15 protein-coding genes are annotated in these 18,344 nt (G+C 46.6%); 6 read left to right on the top strand and 9 right to left on the bottom strand.

The annotated features are described in order from the left end of the window. Positions 1–7: 7 nt before the first annotated feature. Positions 8–1,546 carry a SpoVR family protein gene (locus RH45_RS02770; RefSeq protein WP_008073569.1) on the top strand — a complete coding sequence of 513 codons (1,539 nt, stop codon included), beginning with the start codon at positions 8–10 and terminating at the stop codon, positions 1,544–1,546. A 71-nt stretch (positions 1,547–1,617) separates the two neighbouring features. Here RH45_RS02770 and kdsB read toward each other — a convergent pair whose 3' ends face one another. From kdsB to RH45_RS02745, 5 genes are read right to left on the bottom strand one after another with little or no spacing between them, the layout of a single operon-like run. Beyond that, positions 1,618–2,373 carry a 3-deoxy-manno-octulosonate cytidylyltransferase gene (kdsB, locus tag RH45_RS02765; RefSeq protein WP_008073567.1) on the bottom strand — a complete coding sequence of 252 codons (756 nt, stop codon included), beginning with the start codon at positions 2,371–2,373 and terminating at the stop codon, positions 1,618–1,620. Next, positions 2,373–2,552, bottom strand: coding sequence for a Trm112 family protein (locus RH45_RS02760; protein WP_008073564.1), 180 nt, complete (start codon positions 2,550–2,552; stop codon positions 2,373–2,375). Before RH45_RS02760 ends, kdsB begins: the two co-directional genes overlap by 1 nt. Next, positions 2,533–3,540: a tetraacyldisaccharide 4'-kinase gene (gene lpxK, locus RH45_RS02755; protein ID WP_008073562.1), complete on the bottom strand. Its 1,008-nt coding sequence runs from the start codon at positions 3,538–3,540 to the stop codon at positions 2,533–2,535. The genes RH45_RS02760 and lpxK overlap by 20 nt, the downstream gene beginning before the upstream one ends. A 3-nt stretch (positions 3,541–3,543) precedes the next feature. Beyond that, positions 3,544–5,292: a lipid A ABC transporter ATP-binding protein/permease MsbA gene (gene msbA / locus RH45_RS02750; protein WP_008073558.1), complete on the bottom strand. Its 1,749-nt coding sequence runs from the start codon at positions 5,290–5,292 to the stop codon at positions 3,544–3,546. A gap of 31 nt (positions 5,293–5,323) precedes the next feature. Beyond that, the gene (locus RH45_RS02745) at positions 5,324–7,564 is read right to left on the bottom strand and encodes a DNA internalization-related competence protein ComEC/Rec2 (protein WP_008073556.1); all 2,241 of its coding nucleotides are present in this window, start codon (positions 7,562–7,564) and stop codon (positions 5,324–5,326) included. Between the two features lie 8 nt (positions 7,565–7,572). Here RH45_RS02745 and RH45_RS02740 point away from each other — a divergent pair, with 8 nt between their 5' ends. Next, positions 7,573–8,103: a DUF2062 domain-containing protein gene (locus RH45_RS02740; RefSeq protein WP_008073554.1), complete on the top strand. Its 531-nt coding sequence runs from the start codon at positions 7,573–7,575 to the stop codon at positions 8,101–8,103. A gap of 100 nt (positions 8,104–8,203) precedes the next feature. Here the strand turns inward: RH45_RS02740 and lolE are convergent, their stop codons facing one another. The 3 genes from lolE to lolC are packed head-to-tail and all read right to left on the bottom strand — an operon-like array spanning position 8,204 to position 11,337. Continuing rightward, on the bottom strand, positions 8,204–9,448 hold the full coding sequence (lolE, locus tag RH45_RS02735) for a lipoprotein-releasing ABC transporter permease subunit LolE (RefSeq protein WP_008073552.1): 1,245 nt from the start codon (positions 9,446–9,448) through the stop codon (positions 8,204–8,206). A gap of 1 nt (position 9,449) precedes the next feature. Beyond that, the gene (lolD, locus tag RH45_RS02730; protein WP_008073551.1) at positions 9,450–10,136 is read right to left on the bottom strand and encodes a lipoprotein-releasing ABC transporter ATP-binding protein LolD; all 687 of its coding nucleotides are present in this window, start codon (positions 10,134–10,136) and stop codon (positions 9,450–9,452) included. Continuing rightward, positions 10,129–11,337: a lipoprotein-releasing ABC transporter permease subunit LolC gene (lolC, locus tag RH45_RS02725; protein ID WP_039958152.1), complete on the bottom strand. Its 1,209-nt coding sequence runs from the start codon at positions 11,335–11,337 to the stop codon at positions 10,129–10,131. Before lolC ends, lolD begins: the two co-directional genes overlap by 8 nt. 164 nt (positions 11,338–11,501) lie before the next feature. Between lolC and RH45_RS02720 the strand changes: the two genes are divergently transcribed. The 4 genes from RH45_RS02720 (at position 11,502) to RH45_RS02705 (ending at position 16,997) form a co-directional block, all read left to right on the top strand. After that, positions 11,502–12,068 (top strand): hypothetical protein, encoded by a 567-nt coding sequence (locus tag RH45_RS02720; protein WP_008073547.1) that lies wholly within the window; start codon positions 11,502–11,504, stop codon positions 12,066–12,068. A gap of 10 nt (positions 12,069–12,078) precedes the next feature. After that, positions 12,079–15,543, top strand: coding sequence for a transcription-repair coupling factor (gene mfd, locus RH45_RS02715; RefSeq protein ID WP_008073545.1), 3,465 nt, complete (start codon positions 12,079–12,081; stop codon positions 15,541–15,543). Between the two features lie 46 nt (positions 15,544–15,589). After that, positions 15,590–16,381 carry a peptidoglycan binding protein CsiV gene (locus RH45_RS02710; protein ID WP_008073543.1) on the top strand — a complete coding sequence of 264 codons (792 nt, stop codon included), beginning with the start codon at positions 15,590–15,592 and terminating at the stop codon, positions 16,379–16,381. Positions 16,382–16,460: 79 nt separating this feature from the next. After that, positions 16,461–16,997, top strand: a complete 537-nt coding sequence (locus tag RH45_RS02705) for a GNAT family N-acetyltransferase (RefSeq protein WP_008073540.1) — start codon at positions 16,461–16,463, stop codon at positions 16,995–16,997. 49 nt (positions 16,998–17,046) lie between these two features. On the opposite strand, the gene RH45_RS02700 is transcribed toward RH45_RS02705, so the two are convergent. Beyond that, a complete protein-coding gene (locus RH45_RS02700) occupies positions 17,047–18,336 on the bottom strand; it encodes an NAD(P)/FAD-dependent oxidoreductase (RefSeq protein ID WP_008073538.1) in 1,290 nt (429 codons plus the stop codon). Positions 18,337–18,344 lie beyond the last annotated feature (8 nt).

Raw genomic sequence — 18,344 nt, 5'->3', positions numbered from 1 at the left:
AGGCCGTATGACAACGAAAACTAAGAAGCCAACCAAAAACAAAGCGCTGCCAGACGGCCCTGATTGGACGTTTGATCTACTTGACCGCTACCACAAGGAGATAAAGCGCGTCGCAGACCACTATCGATTGGACGCTTACCCTAATCAGATAGAAGTCATTACATCTGAGCAAATGATGGATGCCTACTCGAGTATTGGTATGCCAATCAATTACAACCATTGGTCATTTGGTAAAAAATTCATTCAAACTGAGCAAGGCTACAAACATGGACAAATGGGCCTAGCTTATGAAATCGTCATTAACTCAAACCCTTGTATTGCCTACCTGATGGAGGAGAATACGGTAACCATGCAAGCTCTAGTTATGGCGCATGCATGTTACGGGCATAACTCATTTTTCAAAGGTAATTATCTGTTCCAAACCTGGACAGATGCGAGTTCTATTATCGATTACCTGCTCTTCGCGAAAAACTACATTGCCGAGTGTGAGCAAAAGTATGGCGAGAAAGAAGTCGAAGAGCTGCTTGATTCGTGTCATGCACTGATGAACTTTGGTGTTGATAGATACAAACGCCCTGAAAAAATCTCTATTGCTGAAGAGAAATCGCGCCAAGAAGAGCGCGAGGCCTATCTTCAATCTCAAGTTAATGATTTGTGGCGAACAGTGCCCAAGTCAAACGTAGAGCCAGAAGACCAAAAGGTTCGCTTCCCTAGTGAGCCGCAAGAAAACATCCTGTATTTCATTGAAAAGCACGCACCACTGCTTGAATCATGGCAACGAGAAATTGTCCGAATCGTGCGTAAAATCAGTCAGTACTTTTACCCACAGAAACAGACTCAGGTAATGAACGAAGGTTGGGCGACGTATTGGCATTACACCATACTCAACCACCTTTACGATGAAGGTTTGGTGACCGATAGATTCATTCTTGAATTTCTCCACAGCCATACAGGGGTGGTTGCGCAGCCACCATACAACAGTCCTTACTTCAGCGGTATTAATCCGTATGCGCTTGGTTTTGCTATGTTTAGGGATATACGTCGTATTTGTGAGGAGCCAACCGAGGAAGATAAAGAGTGGTTCCCAGATTTGGCCGGTACAGATTGGCTTGATGCGGTCCATTTTGCAATGCAAAACTTCAAAGACGAGAGCTTTATTAGCCAGTATTTGTCACCCAAATTGATGCGTGACTTTAAGCTATTCGCCATCGTTGATGATGATCGGAAAAACTACATCGAAGTGAGTGCCATTCATGATGACACTGGCTACCGAGCAATCCGCGAGAAGCTCGCCGCGCAATATAATCTGAGCAACCTCGAACCGAACATTCAAGTGTTTAATGTGGATGTGCGCGGAGATCGATCTCTCACACTCCAATACGTCCCTCATGATCGAATTCCATTAGATGAAAGCTACGACGAAGTATTAAAGCACATGTATCGTCTATGGGGCTTCGACATCATTCTTGAGGAAGTGAAAGAAACTGGTCGCAGAGAAATTCTTAGTACCTGCCCGAAACGCAATGACTACGATGGTAAGATTTAATCGCCATCCCTCCCCCAAACAAAAAAGGCCCTAAAAATGGGCCTTTTTTTTACATTAGAATCAGCAATTGTCTATTGCAGCTTTGCAACCAGCGCTCTCACTGCCTCTAGATCCTCAGGAGTATCCACACCAGCCGCCGGAGACTCTTTTGCCACTTCTACATGAATCTTCTCACCATACCAAAGCACACGTAACTGCTCTAAGCACTCAATTCGCTCTAGCGCTGTAGGCTCCCAGTTGATATAGGTATTGATGAAGCCAGCTCGGTAAGCGTATATACCAATATGTCGCATCAATGGTTGAGCAATCTTTTTGTTCTCTAAGGCAAAGTTGTCACGATCCCACGGGATCGTCGCGCGACTGAAGTACATCGCGTAACCATCTTTATCCGTCAGTACTTTTACAGCATTTGGGTTAAAGACTTCAGATTCATCGGCAATTTCAACCGCTAGCGTCGCCATTGGAGCACGGCTATTAGCAAGGTTGTCAGCAACTTGACGAATGATAGCAGGAGGAATAAGCGGCTCATCACCTTGAACATTAACGATTATGTGGTCTTCCGCAATGTTCATTAGCTTAACCACTTCCGCCAATCGCTCTGTGCCCGACTCATGGTCTGGAGATGTCATACAAACCTGACCACCAAACTCCGTGACCACTTGCTCGACTCGAACATCATCAGTGGCGACAATCACTTGATCAGCTCCCGCTTGCTGCGCTTGCTCGTAAACCCATTGGATCATAGGTTTACCAGCAATATCAGCTAAGGGTTTACCTGGTAAACGACTCGATTGATACCGAGCTGGGATAATAACAGTGAATGACATTAACGCCCCTCATCCATGCTCATTTTACGAGCTTCTGGCTCCAGCAATACCGGAATGCCTTCCTTAATAGGGTAAGCCAAACGGTCTAGTTTACAGATCAGCTCTTGCTTATCTTTATCAAAAGTTAGCTTACCTTTGCATACAGGACATGCCACGATCTCAAGTAGACGATGATCCATACCTTTCCTTAACCTCTTGTATTGTTTTCAAAATGTGCTGTTCATTTTCTAGCGGGAAGTTGGCAGTCACAGGAAGGTACCACCAATTGTCTTGCGCATAATCCGCACATTTTACTGCGTCTTTTTCTGTCATGATCAGATGCTTGCCTCGCTCAGCCAATGCTTCTAATTGTGACGGTTCAAAATCTTTATGATCGGCAAACCCTTGCGTAAACACTAGGCTTGCTTGTAACTGTTTCAATGTGGCAAAAAAGCGTGGAGGATGACCAATTCCTGCCATCGCAACCAACTCTGGCAACTCACTCACGCTGACTTGCTGTTTTGTTCTCATATTAACAGCAAGTGCGGGCTCTAGCGTCATTGGTGCCTCTCCAGCTCTCGCTTGCCCCCCATTGGTAATAATGAGATCAACCTCTTCAAGCCGATTTACCGTTTCACGTAACGGGCCTAAAGGGAGCAGACATTGATTGCCAAATCGGCGTTTACCATCAACCACCGCTATCTCAATATCACGTTGAAGCGCGTAATGCTGCAAACCATCATCAGTTATGATGATGTCTACCCCCATTGGAAGCAAAGCCTCCACTGCTTCACTTCGTACCGGGGACACCGCAACAGGTGCGCCCGTCCGTTTAAAGATAAGTTTAGGCTCATCACCACAGTGCTTTGGCGTTGTAGCATCATCAACGACCAGCGGGTACTGCGGCGCTTTGGCACCATAGCCGCGCGAAACGACCCCAGGCGAATAGCCCAAGCTTTGCAGCTTCTCAACCAACCAAATCACTACTGGAGTTTTACCATTGCCACCAGCGGTAATATTACCCACGATGACCACAGGAACCGGAGCTCGATAACTGGTTTTCTCTCCGCTCTGATAAGCTCGGCGGCGCTTCTGGCTAATCGAGGAAAATATTAAGCTAAGTGGCCACAACAGCGGCCATAGCAGATACTTAAGCGGGTGGTTTTCAAACCAGATTTTCTCTATCACGCGCTAGTCGCCAAACTGAATGCGATGGAGCTGCGCATAGGCGCCATCTTTCTCAAGCAGCGCTTGGTGAGAACCGCGCTCAATAATCTCGCCTTCATCAACAACAAGGATTTCATCAGCTTGTTCAATGGTCGATAAGCGGTGAGCAATAACCAGTACCGTTTTATCTTTTTGTAACTCATCAAGTGCAGACTGAATGGCTTTCTCTGACTCCGTATCGAGCGCAGATGTTGCTTCATCAAGAATTAACACTGGCGCATCACGAAGCAGCGCTCGAGCAATAGCAATTCGCTGACGCTGACCACCTGATAAACTTGCACCATTTTCGCCAACCATTGTGTCTAAGCCATCTTCAAGCTTATCGATAAAGTCCATGGCATGAGCTAACTTAGCCGCGTGTTCGATCTGCTCTCTGCTGTACTCACCATTGGTCGCATAAGCGATATTATTGGCGATCGTGTCGTTGAACAGATGGACGTTTTGTGACACTAGGCCAAAATGAGTTCTCAGATTGCTTAGGGTATAGTCACGGATGTCGTGACCATCTAGGCTAATCACACCAGAATCAACATCGTAGAAACGGGTAAATAAATTAGCAATCGTACTCTTACCGGAGCCTGAGCGCCCAACTAGAGCGACCGTCTTACCTTGTGGAATGTTAAAACTAACCTGATTCAAGGCGGGCTTATCTTTGCCTTCATAGGTGAACGTAACGTCTTTCACTTCAACGTTGCCACGCACTTTATCTGCTTGGTGTTGGCCTTTGTCCACTTCAGTGTCAAGATCCATGAGTGCAAACAAGGTTTGGCTTGCTGCCATACCACGTTGGAACTGTGACACAACGTTAGTTATCGCCTTCAATGGGCGCATCAAGCCAAACATCGCGGAGAAGATGACCGTAAACGTACCCGGAGTCAGTTGATTACGGATCTCGTCGAAGCTCGCCAAAAACAGGACGGCAACCAAAGCAAGCGACGCGATCATTTGCGTCACTGGGTTAGCAATCGCATGAGCAGTAATGAACTTCATCGACTGCTGACGCATTTGATTGCTGACTTTATTAAAGCGTTCACGTTCAATTTCATGACCACCGTAACTCAGCACGACTTTGTGTCCTTTCAGCATTTGTTCGGCAGAGGCAGAAACTTTACCCATTGCCGTTTGCATGTTTTTACTGATGCGGCGGTAACGCTTAGAGACCACGCCAATAACCCACGCAACAACCGGCGCAACCACAATCAGTACCAAAGACAGCTGCCAACTGTTCCAAAACATCAACACCAGTAGACCGATGATACTTGCACCTTCTCGGACGATACTCACAAGAGCTTTACTGGTCGCAGCTGACACTTGTTCTGAGTCATAGGTGATACGAGATAGCAAAGCGCCCGGGGATTCTTTATCGAAATAGCTAACCGGCATTTGCATGAAGTGATTAAAGATCATCCTTCGCATTTGCATAACCACATTGCCTGACACCCAACTCAAGCAGTAGGTAGAAACGAAGCTCGTCACTCCACGCGCGAACATTACCGCTAATATGATCAAAGGTAGGATTTTTAAGAAATTGGACTCCGCGTTACCAAAGCCTTCGTCAAGTAGTGGCTTTAACAATGACACCATATACGTGTCCGCGGCGGCGTTTAATACCAGAGCAATAACAGCGACAACCAAGCCTTTTTTATAGAGACGAATATACGTCCACAAGCGTTTAAAGGTATTCCAGGTTGTTTCATCTTTATCGAGAGACATAAAAATGCTTATTTTTCTTACAATAATCCTCCTATTCTACTCCCTTGCGAAGCATCTGCCTATACCAAGCCCGACCTTTCAGCTGTCTAAGTTGTCGTACTTGGAACTGATCAGAATAAAAGTTAACCATTATCTGACCTGAAGACCCAGTATCGAGCCACTCGCTACCTTGATTGCGGTACGCTTGCACCACCTCTTTACTAGGTAAATTCCATCTACCATGGAAAGCACTAGAGCCAATAGCAAGTTGCGCAGACACAGCGTCGATAAACCTTTTCCCCGATGAGCTTCGGCTGCCATGGTGCGGAGCAAGTACGATGTCACTATTGAGCTTGTCCGCCGTTTTAAGCAGCATCCATTCCGCTATTTTTTCGATGTCCCCTGGCAACAACAGGCTAATTTTGCTCTCCTTATCCGTCAGTTTAAGGACGCAGGACTGCGGATTGTAGGCCCTAGATACCTGCACAGGTGGCCATAATGCTTCAATTTCTAGCACGCCCCACTGCCAAACTCGACCAGCAGTGCATGGCTGTGAGATCGCTAGATGTTGACTAGTAACAAAATGATTAGGTTGCCAAGTTTGCAAAACGTCCTTCCAGCCACCTGAGTGGTCGTTATCAAAATGGCTGACAAAGAAGTAATCAAGTTCAGTCACACCGCGATATCGAAACCAAGGATTAAGCAGTTGCTGAACGTAGCTAGACGTTTGCCAAGAAGCTCCTGTGTCATAGAGAAAAGCTCGGTTACCTTGCACGATAGCAACCGCGAGCCCATGACCGACATCAAACACATTCAGTTGCCAACGCCATCTAGGCTGCCAGTCAGTAAGCCCCAAAAAAGCGATAATCATGGCCAATAAAATCGCTTTTCTATCTAGCCAGACGCTTATCACTAACAGCACTAGCATCACAACCAAGATTGAGAGTTGCGCTTGCGAGATAGGCAGCCAACCATACAAGGAGAAGTCGACAGCCTTAACCACCACATTCAAGCTCCAGTCAGAACACCACCAAAGGCGCTCAGCCACAAACGACCATGGCGCTGAAGCAAGTGCAAGAAAAGTGATGGGAACGACTATGAGGCTAAACCATGGCACAAATACCAAGTTATAAAGAAGTCCAGTCGCACTTATCCCACCAAACACCAATGCTATGATGGGAAACATCAAGCCGACTATGCAGATTTGTAAACCGATGGCCTTTAGCACAGCTGAACGGTCAAAAAGCCGAAAAGACAAAAACAACATAATGATAGCCACAGCGTACATGGATAACCAAAGGCTGGGATCAATCGCAGCTTGCGGCCAAATAAGAAGTAGCAAAGCTAAAATGAGCAACCAACTGGATGTTTTGGTTAACCTCACATTGCTAAGCAATAAAATGTTCACCAATAAACACATTAACAGTGCACGAAGAGTGGGAACGGAAAATCCAGCGAGATAGGCGTAAAAGCTTGCTATGGCAACACCACAAAGCATAGGAGCAAAATGAAATCTGCCATCAAGCCTGAGGAGCAGTCCGCCGACAAACCACCCAACCGCGTACATAATACCCACGTGCAAACCCGAGATTGCCACTAGATGGTTCAAACCATTACGCTGCAAGCCTGACTGAACCGACTCAGGAATACTGTCGCGTACCCCAAACAACAGCGCTTTGATAAGCCCTTGATGAGGGAGATGCTGCGTTTGCGTCCCAACTCGCTGAAAAAGCGATGTCCGCCACGGTAACGTGCTTGTTATATAATAACTCTCCCCCTCTACAACGGTGGCTCGCGCCCTTATTGATCGAACGTATGCTAACTTTTCGACATCGAATCCAACTTGATTAAGCGTACCGATGACTGGCTTCAAGCGCACTTTCACTTGTATCAAATCGCCAACACTTAATCGCACTGGCGCCCTTAACCAGACTGTTGGCCTCTGAAAAATGTTCAATCTTTCGCCATTGATTGATCTAATCACTGCTCGGCCTTGAAAGCCGTGACTTATTTGTTTAAAAAAGCTGTCAACCTCTGCATTTATGGTAATATCCGAACCTGCTTTAAAAAGCTCGACTGTTTGGTGGCGAACTAGGTTACCGTGTGCCAGTATCACTACACATGCGCAACATGGACCGAGTAATGTGCGTAACGCCCTAACGTTCACCGCGATAAATAGCGCCCCAATACAAGGAACGATCCAGTGCCAAGTAGGCATGGCTGGCCATTGACTGGCTGAAACGATAACGATCGAGAACGAAGCAAGCGTCCAGTAATTTAACAAGAGAGCCATAGTCCCCTATGCCAAGAAAGTTTATTAAGCGCTTCATGCCTGACCACGAAGTTATTAAGCGTCAAAAAGCGCTCAAGATTTTTGGCAATGTGCTTTATAACCCCAACCTTTGGTGCCTCAACCGACGCTCAGCCGCTGGCGCTTTTGCCGTTGGACTATTTATGGCTTTTGTGCCCTTACCGAGCCAAATGATCATGTCCGCTGGCCTTGCGATCGTTTGTGGGGTCAACCTGCCGCTTTCTGTTGCCCTAGTTTGGGTCAGTAACCCTATTACCATGCCCGTGCTGTTTTACTTTGCCTATAAAGTGGGCGCTTGGGCAATGCATGTACCTCCTCAGCCATTTCACTTTGAGCTTTCATGGGAGTTTATTCTCCACCAAATGCATACTATCGGTCCTCCATTCCTACTTGGTTGCCTGATCTGTGGAGTGGTTTCTGCGATTGTCGGGTTTTTCGGAATTAAAGCCCTGTGGCGCTACTCAGTGGTGCGCAGTTGGCAGAAGAGAAAAATCAGATTAGGCGGCTTACTTAAAAAATAAAAATCGCATTGACGAATACCAATGGCCGACCGCAGCAAAATTGTAACTACTGAGAAGCTAAGTATGAAAAAAGGACCGTTAGGTCCTTTTTTGTTTTTTGCTATTTAGAACTGAGCACCGCTGCCGGATTTAATTTGCTGGCTCGAGAGGCTGGGTACCAAGTCGCCAGTAAACTCAAAATGATCGCGGTCGATGAGACAAGCACCACATCTGCCACATTGACTTGGGAAGGTAGGAAGTCGACAAAATAGATGTCGCCTGACAAAAACTGGTGACCAATCAATTGCTCCAATTGCTTAATCAAAGACGTTAAGTTCACTGCCACCACAACGCCAACAATACTGCCAACAATACTGCCTAACACCCCAGAGAAGACACCCTGCCAAACAAAAATTCGTTTTACCAAACCATCGGTTGCCCCCATGGTTCTCAAGATAGCGATCTCAGACGCCCTGTCTTTTACTGCCATCATGAGGGTAGAAACGATATTAAAACTGGCCACACCAATAACAAGAACCATCACCAAATACATGATTGTTCTGACCAGCTGAATATCGCGATAGAGAAAGCCGTACTTTTGTTGCCAGCTACGTAAATATACATAGACATCCAGCGTATTCCCTACCTCACGCACAATTTGAGTTGCGTTAAGAACATCCGTCACCTTAAGCGCAACACCTGACACACCGCTACCTAGCTTGGCGTATTGCTGTGCGTCGGCAAGAGGCACCAGCGCCAAATTATGATCAATTTGACCATTCAAGGTAAGTAGTCCAGCGACCTGTACCCTAACCCGCTTAGGCGCCTGAACTTTCGTCGTTGAGCCAGCCGTCGGAATCATCAGGGTAAGGTAATCCCCAACATCCACACCCAATAAGTTCGCGACACCTTGGCCTAGGATGACTTGCTTGTTACCAGGCTCAAACTGCTGCCACACCATAGGATCAATGTATTGACTTAAATTGGATACACGCGTCTCTTGCTCAGGGTCGACACCTCTCACCTCAATGGCTTTGAGTTGCTGACCTTTTTCGGCCAACGCCGTGAGTTTCACAAATGGAGCGGCGGCCTCTATTTTGGGATGTTTTTCCGCTTGATTGACTACAGATTGCCATTCTTCAATTGGCCCGCGAACTCCTTCAAACTCACCGTGCGAGATAACCGATAACACGCGGTCTTTCAGTTCTCGCTCGAATCCATTCATTGCTGAAAGACCAATAATAATGACCGCCACTCCCACTGTAATACCTATGGTTGAAGACAGAGAAATGAATGACACCATCTTGTTGCGTTGCTTTGCTCGGCTAAAACGTCCACCGATAAACAGAGATAAAGAAGAGAACAAACTACGCCTCCCCTACGTTTAATAGCAGTCCATCTTGCATATGAAGTTGGCGATCCATCTTACTCGCCAATTCACCATCGTGAGTGACGACCAAAAAGGCGGTCCCCGACTCTTGATTGAGTTCGCGCATCAAGTCATAAATCGACAAAGCGGTTTTGTGGTCTAGGTTACCTGTCGGTTCATCGGCCAGTACTAAATCAGGGTTATTCACCAGTGCCCTTGCAATCGCGACACGTTGACGCTCACCACCAGAAAGCTCAGCAGGACGATGGTCCACTCGATGACTCAACCCAACCTTATCAAGTAGCGCTTGAGCCTTGGCTTTGGCTTCACTGGTCGCTACTCCGCCAATCAACAAAGGCATTGCAACATTCTCTAACGCACTAAAATCCGCGAGCAAATGATGGAACTGGTACACAAAACCTAAGTGTTGGTTTCTCAGCTTTGCTTGCTTGTTTGAACTCAGTTGAGCCAGATCTTGACCAAGAAAACTCACCTGCCCTTCGCTTGCATCGTCAAGCGCACCTAAAATGTGTAGCAACGTACTCTTACCAGAACCTGATGAGCCGATGATTGACGCCAGTTCACCCTTTTTCAACTCAAAGCTAACGCCTTTTAACACTTGAGTGTCTAACGTCCCTTCACGGTAAGTTTTACAAATATTTTGACACTGAAGTAGGTTACTCATATCTCAAAGCCTCGGCTGGTTTTACGGAAGATGCACGATAAGAAGGGAATAAAGTAGCAATCAGGCTGAGTGCAATCGCCAACACTACGACCACTACAATCTGCAGCGGGTTAATAAGAATGGGCAGTTCCCCACCAACAGAAAACAGCGCGATGCCAGCGCTTTCAAGTATTCCATTGAGATTGGTCGCCAATACAACACCCAAGGCGCCGCCAATGACGGCACCTAAAATACCACTGCTTGCCCCTTGAACCATAAAGATGGCCAAGACTTGTTGGTCAGACATACCCTGAGTTTTTAAGATGGCAACTTCAGATTGTTTTTCCATCACCACCATGATCAGCGCAGAGATAATATTAAAAGCGGCTACACCAACAATTAGCCCAAGCATCAAGCCCATCATGTTTTTCTCCATGCGCACAGCCTGGAACAGCTCACCACGCTGTTCACGCCAATCCTGCCACTGCCACCCTTGCGGCAAAGGCTGCTGGCTCAACTCAGTGACCATAAATGGGTCATCAAAAAACAGTCGCCAACCTGTCATGGTCTGTTTCTTTAAACGATTGAGCTTAGCGGCATCTTCGATATGAGTCAGCATGAGTTGTCCATCGACATCAGACCCGGTGTTGTAGATGCCGGCTACAGTGAAAATTCTCTGGCTTGGGATCCGCCCTAACGGAGTAAACTGGCTCGCACTGGTTACCATCAAGCGCACCTTATCCCCCATCGAGATATCCATGGAGCGCGCAAGCGTATGGCCAATAAACAATTGATACTTACCCGCCTCAAGTGAAGATAAGCGGCCTGCAATTAAATGCTCTTCTATCGGGTCATGATCACTAGGCTTAATGCCGATTAGCAGCCCAGCGCTCAACTGAGAGGCACTTTGGATAACCGCTTCACTTTGAACAATGGGTTCAGGGTGTCCTGCGTTGGATAAATTCTGGATAAATGGCGGGGCAATCTCTGTGCGAGGAGTATTACCATCTTGCTCAGACACAATCGCTTGTGGCAGCACACCTAAGATGCGCCCTTTTAGTTGAGCTTCAAAGCCGTTCATAACGGACAAAACGGTCACCAGTGACATCACACCGATCGTAATACCCGCTGTAGACATATAAGAGACAAATCGGCTAAACCTATCGCCCGAACGTCCTCGGAGATAGCGCAAACCGATAAACGCAGATACCGGATGAAACATAAAAAAACCAATAGTATTTGATAGCAGCTAATGTACCGATTTATCGACGCTGGGTGTAGCCCTTAATTGCTAATTAGTCGTCAAAATGTGTGTTAAACAATGACATACCTTGATTAGTTGCCACGTATGACGATAATCAAAGGATTAGTACAAGGAAATTCAGAATGCCTGAACAAGAATATTTCACCGTTCATCACAAAATGACTGTCAATGTCGAGCCACTTCCTTCAGGGAGTGCGCTGCCCAATTACAATCAGTTCGAGAGCGAAATCCCTGCGCCATTTCTCGTCGCCAGTGAATTTAGCCACCTGGATCTATTGAATGACAGTGCGCGTTCTGAACTTAACAATAGTGATTTCAAACACGTTATCGAGCTGCTGGATACACAAAATGCCAAGCTCAATCTATTGCTAACTTTTATGTTGTCACAACAAGATCAAGAGCAGTACCGCCATCAAACCCGGTCTTTTGGCGCTAGCTTGTTCAGCTATACAAGCGAGCACTCCCTGCCACTTGATACCAAAGTCAAAGCGAAGCTGTTTCTTGATCATCCAGCCGCAGCCATATTTAGCTATGGACACGTCGTGGAATGTGAAGCGCAAGACGATCAATTTCTTATCACCATAAAATATGACCTTTTACGCGATTTAGACGAAGATCTACTAATCAAAGCCGCACTCTATCAACAACAAAAAATGTTGCGCCAACGTTCGCTAAATCGAGACAAATAAACGAAAAATGATGCCTGATACCACTCTTTTTAATCTGGCCAACGCGACAGGAGCCGGAGACAAAAAACACGTCGGAAACTTGCAAGGGGCGAGCCTTGCAATAGCGATTGCAGAACTGGCTAACCAGCACTCGAGCCACACGCTACTTGCCGTTCCAGACCCGCAAACCGCACTCAAGTTACTGCAAGAAATAGAGCAGTTTACCGAGCAAGATGTTTCGCTATTTCCAGATTGGGAAACACTGCCTTATGACAACTTCTCTCCTCACCAGGAAATCATTTCTGATCGGATCGCTAAACTGTATCAATTACCGACTCAGACCAGCGGTATTACCATCGTACCTGTGAGCACCTTGCTGCAACGTCAATCTCCTAGAGATTACTTGATGCAGCACACTTTGATGGTCAAAGCAGGCGACCTTTACTCTTTGGATAAACTACGCCTGCAACTTGAGAAGTCTGGATATCGACATGTTGATCAAGTATTTGGTCCCGGCGAATACGCGAGCCGAGGATCCATTCTCGACCTCTTTCCAATGGGCTCCTCAGATCCTTTCAGAATTGATTTCTTCGACGATGAAATTGACACAATACGCACCTTTGACCCAGAGAATCAACGTTCTATTGACGACGTAAATGAGATTCGCCTGCTTCCTGCCCATGAGTTTCCGACCACAGAAACCGCGATTGAAGACTTCCGCATTCGCTGGCGCCAGCGTTTCGAAGCCCGTCGTGAACCTGAATCGGTTTACATGCAAGTGTCCAAAGGGACGTGGCCCGCAGGTATCGAATACTGGCAGCCTCTGTTTTTTGAACAAACCGAAACTCTGTTCGACTATATCGCCGAGGACAGCCAATTAGTGTACGTCGGAGACATCGAAGCGGCGATAGATACGTTTTTGGCCGATGTCGATTATCGCTTTGATCAGCGAAAAGTCGATCCTCTGCGTCCACTGCTACCTCCAGAAGAACTGTGGCTGAAAAAAGATGAGTTATTCAGTCGGTTTAAGGCGTTACCACAAATTCATTTGTCCACCGATGCCCTTGTTGAAAAGCAAGGCCGAACCAACCCGGATGTACGTTCATTACCAGATCTGGCTGTGCAACATCAAAATAAAGAGCCTATGGCTGCACTTCGTCAGTTTAGTGAATCTTACTCGGGACAGATCATTTTCTCGGTTGAATCTGAAGGACGCAGAGAAGCACTGCTTGAACTGTTGCAGCGAATTAAATTACGTCCAACAGAAATGGCTAACTTTGGCGAAGCGTTGACCTGCGGTGAGAAGTTTACATTGATCCTTGGCGCGGCAGAACACGGTTTCCTCTATGGCAATGAGCAGTTAGCCCTACTATGCGAGAGCGACCTTCTGGGTGATCGTGTCATACAGCGTCGCCGCAAAGACCGCAAGACAACCAACAGCGATGCGGTTATCCGCAACCTGGCTGAACTCAAACCGGGTCAGCCTGTAGTGCATATTGACCATGGTATTGGTCGCTATATCGGCTTACAAACCTTGGAAGCTGGTGGAATGACAACTGAGTACGTGACACTAGAGTATCAAAATGATGCCAAGCTCTACGTACCTGTTGCTTCATTAAACCTGATCAGTCGCTATTCAGGAGGGGCTGAAGAGAGTGCGCCCCTACATAAGCTTGGCGGAGAAGCATGGGCTAAAGCGCGCCGTAAGGCCGCCGAAAAAGTTCGCGATGTCGCAGCAGAGCTGCTGGATGTTTATGCTAAGCGAGAGCTTAAACCCGGCTATAAGTTCGAGCTAGACCGCGGCCAATACGCCACATTTAAAGCGGGTTTCCCATTTGAAGAGACCGATGACCAAAAAATCGCGATAAATGCCGTGATGTCTGATATGTGTCAGGCAAAAGCCATGGACCGATTAGTCTGTGGTGATGTGGGCTTTGGTAAGACAGAAGTTGCGATGCGAGCAGCGTTCCTTGCCACCGATAACGGCAAGCAAGTCGCGGTATTGGTTCCAACCACCCTCCTCGCTCAGCAACATTTCGAAAACTTCCGCGACCGATTTGCCAACTTACCAATTCGTGTCGAAGTGTTATCTCGTTTCAAGACTGCCAAAGAGCAAAAGCAAGTCTTACAAGACATAGAAGATGGTAAAGTCGATTTAGTAGTAGGCACTCACAAGTTACTTTCTAACGACATTAAATTTAAAGATCTTGGTTTATTGATCGTCGATGAAGAGCATCGATTTGGTGTTCGTCAAAAAGAAAAAATGAAGGCGATGCGAGCAGATGTCGATATCTTAACGCTTACCGCGACACCAATTCCAAGAACCCTCAACATGGCAATGAGCGGCATGCGTGATCTTTCGATTATCGCAACGCCACCAGCACGTCGACTTGCGATAAAAACCTTTGTTAGACAAAGTGACGATGCGGTCGTACGCGAAGCTGTGTTACGTGAAATTATGCGCGGTGGTCAGGTTTACTTCCTACATAACCAAGTCGACACAATCGAGAAAGTGGCAGCGGACCTTGAGAAACTGATCCCAGAAGCTCGTATTACCGTCGCCCATGGTCAGATGCGAGAGCGCGAGCTTGAGCGCATTATGAATGATTTTTACCATCAGCGTTTTAACCTGTTGGTGTGTACAACCATCATAGAAACTGGTATCGATGTACCCACAGCCAACACGATCATTATGGATAGAGCAGATAACCTAGGTCTTGCTCAGCTTCATCAGTTGCGTGGTCGCGTCGGGCGCTCCCACCACCAAGCATACGCTTACTTGTTAACGCCTCACCCTAAGGCAATGACCAAAGATGCCATCAAACGTCTAGATGCCATTGCCTCCCTAGAAGATCTTGGCGCAGGCTTTACCTTAGCGACCCACGATCTAGAAATTCGTGGGGCTGGTGAACTGCTGGGAGACGAACAAAGTGGTCAAATTCAATCCATTGGATTTACCCTTTACATGGAGATGCTTGAGCAGGCCGTCGAAGCGTTGAAAGAAGGGAAAGAACCATCTCTTGATGACTTACTTCGAGAGCAGACTGAAGTGGAAATGCGCTTACCTGCACTCCTCCCTGATGACTACATACCTGACATCAACACTCGCCTATCGATGTACAAGCAGATCGCCAGTGTGAGTAACAAGCAAGAGCTCGATGATCTCAAAGTGGAACTGATCGACCGCTTTGGCCTTCTGCCCGATGCAACCAAAAATCTTCTGTCGATTTCAGATCTCAAACTTCATGCTGCTGAGCTGAAAGTGAAGAAAATTGAAGCGCATGAAAAAGGCGGTTACATTGAGTTCTATCCGGATGCTGACATAAACCCAATGTATTTGGTTAAACTATTGCAGTCTCAGCCACAAAAATTCGCACTGGATGGCCCCACTAAGTTTAAGTTTACGGTACCATTAGCCGATAGACGCAAACGAGTTCAATTTGTCGCTGATATGTTGACGGAATTTCAACAAAACTTGTTACCCAAAGCCCCTTAAGGCTATTTAACTATCCGCGGCTAGTAGTCCGCATTATGGAGTTGTAATGAAAAAGCTGATCCCACTATTACTCTTTTTTGTCGCATTGCCTACTTGGGCACAGCGTCAATTTGATATAGAAGTGGTCGTTTTTAAGCGCGCAGTCAACCCAGAGCAAACCACTGAGTCATGGCCGAATAATCCATCTGCGATCGACATGAATGGGGTAGGCTCGTTTGCCAACGCTAATTTCAGAGCGCGAAAAGGTGTGCAAATTTTGCCCTACTCGTCGTACAAGCTAAACAACGAGGTCGCAAGACTTAAAAAGCACGCTGGCTTCCAAGTCCTATTACACAAAGCTTGGCGCCAAGGAGACAAAGGCCGCCTATCGGCACCAACCTTCCACATCCAAGCAGGTCGAGACTACTCAAGCAGCTTTAATGCAGACGGCTCAAAGAAAGGCGCGAAACAATCAACAGAAGTCCTCGATGGCGTGACTGAAAGCAGTGTTCCTAAAGCGCTATATGAGCTAGATGGAAAACTACAAGTGTATGTTGAACATTACCTGTATGCAGATGTAGAAATGGATCTAAAAGCACCGAGCGTACGCGAGGTCGTGCTACAGGATCCTATTAGCATCGATGCAGTAAACAGTGATGTGAACGAAGAAAATGTCGTTGCTGACAACCAAGGTGTGGTAGAGGCGGGTCTTATGGAGCAAGTCGCTCCAACGGTCGAAAAGCAAGAGTTTTTAAAGAGCTACCGTATCGATCAAAAACGCAGAATGCGTAGCAGCGAAACACACTTCCTAGACCATCCTTTAATGGGTGTCCTTATTCAGGTACGCCGAGTCAATTAAAAGGCAATAGTCTTCAAGTAATTAAACAACTATCTTTAAAGCAGCTCACCTTGAGCTGCTTTGTTTTGAAGGTTGAACTATGACGTCTGATTACTGCATTATCACACCTCGATTAGAGCTTAGGCTCATTCCTCATGAAGACGCCCTAAAACTGCAGCATTGCGTTCAACGCTCTCCATCACTGCATCGGTGGATTGATTGGTGTCAGGCTGATTTCTCTTTTGAGCAAGCAGAGCGCTTTCTTCTCGCGACAAGGCTAAACTGGGTAAAATCAGAGGCCTACGGATTTGGTGTGTACCGCCGAGCGGATAACGAGCTTCTCGGCATGGTTGCGATTAATGAGCTTTACCATACCTTTAACATGGTCAGTCTGGGCTATTGGATTGCCGATAACCATCAACGCAGCGGCTATGGAAAAGAGGCGCTGCAAAGCTTGATTACATTCTGCTTTGAGCAATTGAAAATAACCCGTGTGGAAATTGTTTGCGACCCTGAAAATGAAGCTAGCCAAGAGCTAGCTTTACAATGTGGCGCACGCTTTGAAACTAGAGCACGTAATCGCTTTGTTTATGATGGTAAACCTAAAGATGGATTGGTTTTTTCAGTGATTCCGTAGAACAAAAAAGAGCGCTTTGTTAGCGCTCTTTTTATTGTTCATCTGATGATTAATGCAGCTTCAAGTTCGGACGAAGAACTCGATTGATGCGTCCCATCAAGATAATAAGACCCGTTTTAAACATGCCATGCAGTGCCATTTGGTGAAGGCGATAGAGTGAAATGTACACCACGCGTGCGATACGACCTTCTACCATCATGGAACCTTTGGTCAAATTCCCCATCAAGCTGCCAACTGTCGAAAAACGGCTCAGTGATACCAAAGATCCTTTATCTTTGTAGATATAAGGTTTGAGGTCACGGCCATTCAACTTAGCAACGATGTTGGCAAACGCACAGCTCGACATTTGATGTGCGGCTTGCGCTCTTGGCGGAACAAAAGAACCATCCGCTTGAGTACACTGAGCTAAATCTCCAATGACAAATATATTGTCATCGCGAGTGGTCTGCAGCGTATCTTTTACCACTAGCTGATTGATTCGGTTCGTTTCTAAACCTGCGATGTCTTTGATGAAGTCTGGCGCTTTAATACCCGCAGCCCAAACCATAATTTGAGCAGAAATCTTCTCACCGTCTTTGGTTGTCAAACCGTCTGCGTCTGCTTGCGTCACCATAGTCGCGGTGCGTACGTTCACGCCAAGCTTGGTTAACTCTTGATGTGCTGCACCAGAAATACGAGGGGGTAAGGCTGGTAAAATACGTTCGCCGGCTTCAACCAAGTTAACGTTTAGTTTGCTCGAATCTAAATCACCAAAACCGTAAGTACGTAATTCTTTCACTGCGTTATGCAATTCTGCAGACAGCTCTACGCCTGTAGCACCTGCGCCAACAATGGCAATATCAACCGTACCATTACCGTTTTTGGCATGAAGCTTTAGAAACTCGTTGTTCATTTCTGTACGGAAACGGTGAGCTTGCTCTGGGCTATCAAGGAAAATACAGTGTTCACGAACACCTGGGGTATTGAAGTCATTAGAAGTGGAACCAATTGCCATCACGAGAATGTCGTATTCTAGCTCACGGCCTGGCATTAACAGTTCACCATGTTCATCTTTCAGTTCACGCAGCTTAATCACTTTACGATCACGATCGATGTCTTCTAGGCTACCCATTTGGAAATCAAAATGATGATTCTTAGCATGTGCTCGATAACTTAGCGCATCCACACCTTCATCGAGTGAGCCTGTCGCAACTTCGTGTAAAAGAGGTTTCCATAAGTGGCTCGCTTTACGGTCCACCAATGTTACTTTCGCACGTCCTTTACGACCCAATGTGCGACCTAGTTTGGTAACAAGCTCTAAACCACCTGCACCACCGCCTACAACGATAATTCGTGTCACAGTCACAT

This window comes from Vibrio sinaloensis DSM 21326 (assembly GCF_000189275.1).
GTDB lineage: Bacteria > Pseudomonadota > Gammaproteobacteria > Enterobacterales > Vibrionaceae > Vibrio > Vibrio sinaloensis.
Note: the sequence above shows the minus strand (reverse complement) of the source record. Positions and strands in the feature narration are given on the sequence as shown.